Origin of the sequence: Neoroseomonas rubea (assembly GCF_016106015.1) — a bacterium.
Lineage (GTDB): Bacteria > Pseudomonadota > Alphaproteobacteria > Acetobacterales > Acetobacteraceae > Neoroseomonas > Neoroseomonas rubea.
Genome location: NZ_JACADQ010000681.1, coordinates 1 through 854, shown reverse-complemented (window position 1 = coordinate 854; position 854 = coordinate 1). Strand labels below are relative to the sequence as shown.

Here is an 854-nt window from a genome sequence, read left to right as displayed (position 1 = left end):
CCTGGCGCTCGCGGCGATCCTGGTCGTCGGCGTCGCAGCGAGCTTCGCGGCGCGGCGCTTCACGCTCGATCTCGCGCCCGCGGCGGCGATCGCGGCGGCGGGGCTGCTCGGCGCCGTGCTGCACGCGGCCTGGCCACGGGCTGCGGCATTGCGGGCGGCGCTTGGCGGGGTGTTGTTTCTCGGCATGCTGGGCTTGCCTTTCGTGGGGCTGGTTTCGCCCAGGCCGGTCGCCGGCGCCGCGCCGCTGGACGCCGCCTGCCCGTGGACAGAGATGGCGCAGTGGCTCGCGGCCGAGCGACCCGGCATCACCGAAGCGCAGGCGGCGCCCATCCTGCTGGCCGGCGACCTGTTCATGGGCTCCGAGATCGCCTGGCGCACGCCCTACCGATCCGTCGCCGCGCCGCATCATCGCGGCGGCGGCGCCATCGCCGACACCATCGCGGTGCTGGACGCGACCGGGCCGGAGGCCGCGCAAGCGGTCCTGGCGCGGCGTGGCGTGTCGCTGCTGCTGACCTGCACGACCACCCCCGTGCTGCCGGTGCGCAATGGCAGCTTCGCCGCCGCGCTGCGCGACGGCGACGCGCCATCCTGGCTGCGCCCCCTGCCGCTACCCGCGGCGCTGTCCGCCTTCCGCCTCTACGCGGTGGTGCCGGTGCGCTGAGGGCGCTACCGTCGCTCTCCAGGAAACGGAGACGACCCTTGCCGGCACGCACACCCTGCCTCCTGCCCGTCGCGGCCCTGCTTCTGCTCGGCCTGCTGCCCGCCTGCGAGCAGGCCGCCGGCGTTGCGGGCGGCGCGGCAGGGCGGGCGGCCTCCGGCGCCGTGTCCGGTGCGGTGGCGGGACCTGCCGGGCA

At 76.6% G+C, this 854-nt stretch carries 1 protein-coding gene; it reads left to right on the top strand.

What is annotated here, in order from left to right; genetic code table 11:
- The coding region (locus tag HW577_RS25800) for a hypothetical protein (protein WP_198378926.1) at positions 1-661 on the top strand (661 nt) is incomplete at its 5' end.
- Positions 662-854 lie beyond the last annotated feature (193 nt).